Below are 236 nucleotides of genomic sequence, written 5' to 3'. Positions count from 1 at the left end.
AACACCTCTGCTGCCCTGGAAGGCCGATGGCTGCGAGCACTGCTTCAGCGGCTACTATGGCCGCACCGGGGTATATGAACTGTTGACCATTACCCCAGAGGTGCAAGCCGGCCTGCTGAAGGGGGCCGCCCCCAGCATGTTGGCTGAAATCGCCCGGCAGCAGGGGCAGACCACGCTGCTGCAAGCCGGACTAACGCTGGTCGCCCAGGGCGTCACCTCGCTGGAGGAGGTATACC

At 64.4% G+C, this 236-nt stretch carries 1 protein-coding gene; it reads left to right on the top strand.

All coding sequences use genetic code 11. The features are described 5' to 3' along the window. The coding region (locus tag N8O80_RS09630; protein ID WP_474104208.1) for an ATPase, T2SS/T4P/T4SS family at positions 1 to 236 on the top strand (236 nt) is incomplete at both ends.

This window comes from Streptococcus mitis (assembly GCF_946190155.1).
Classification (GTDB): Bacteria; Bacillota; Bacilli; order Lactobacillales; family Streptococcaceae; genus Streptococcus; species Streptococcus mitis_CL.
Note: the sequence above shows the minus strand (reverse complement) of the source record. Positions and strands in the feature narration are given on the sequence as shown.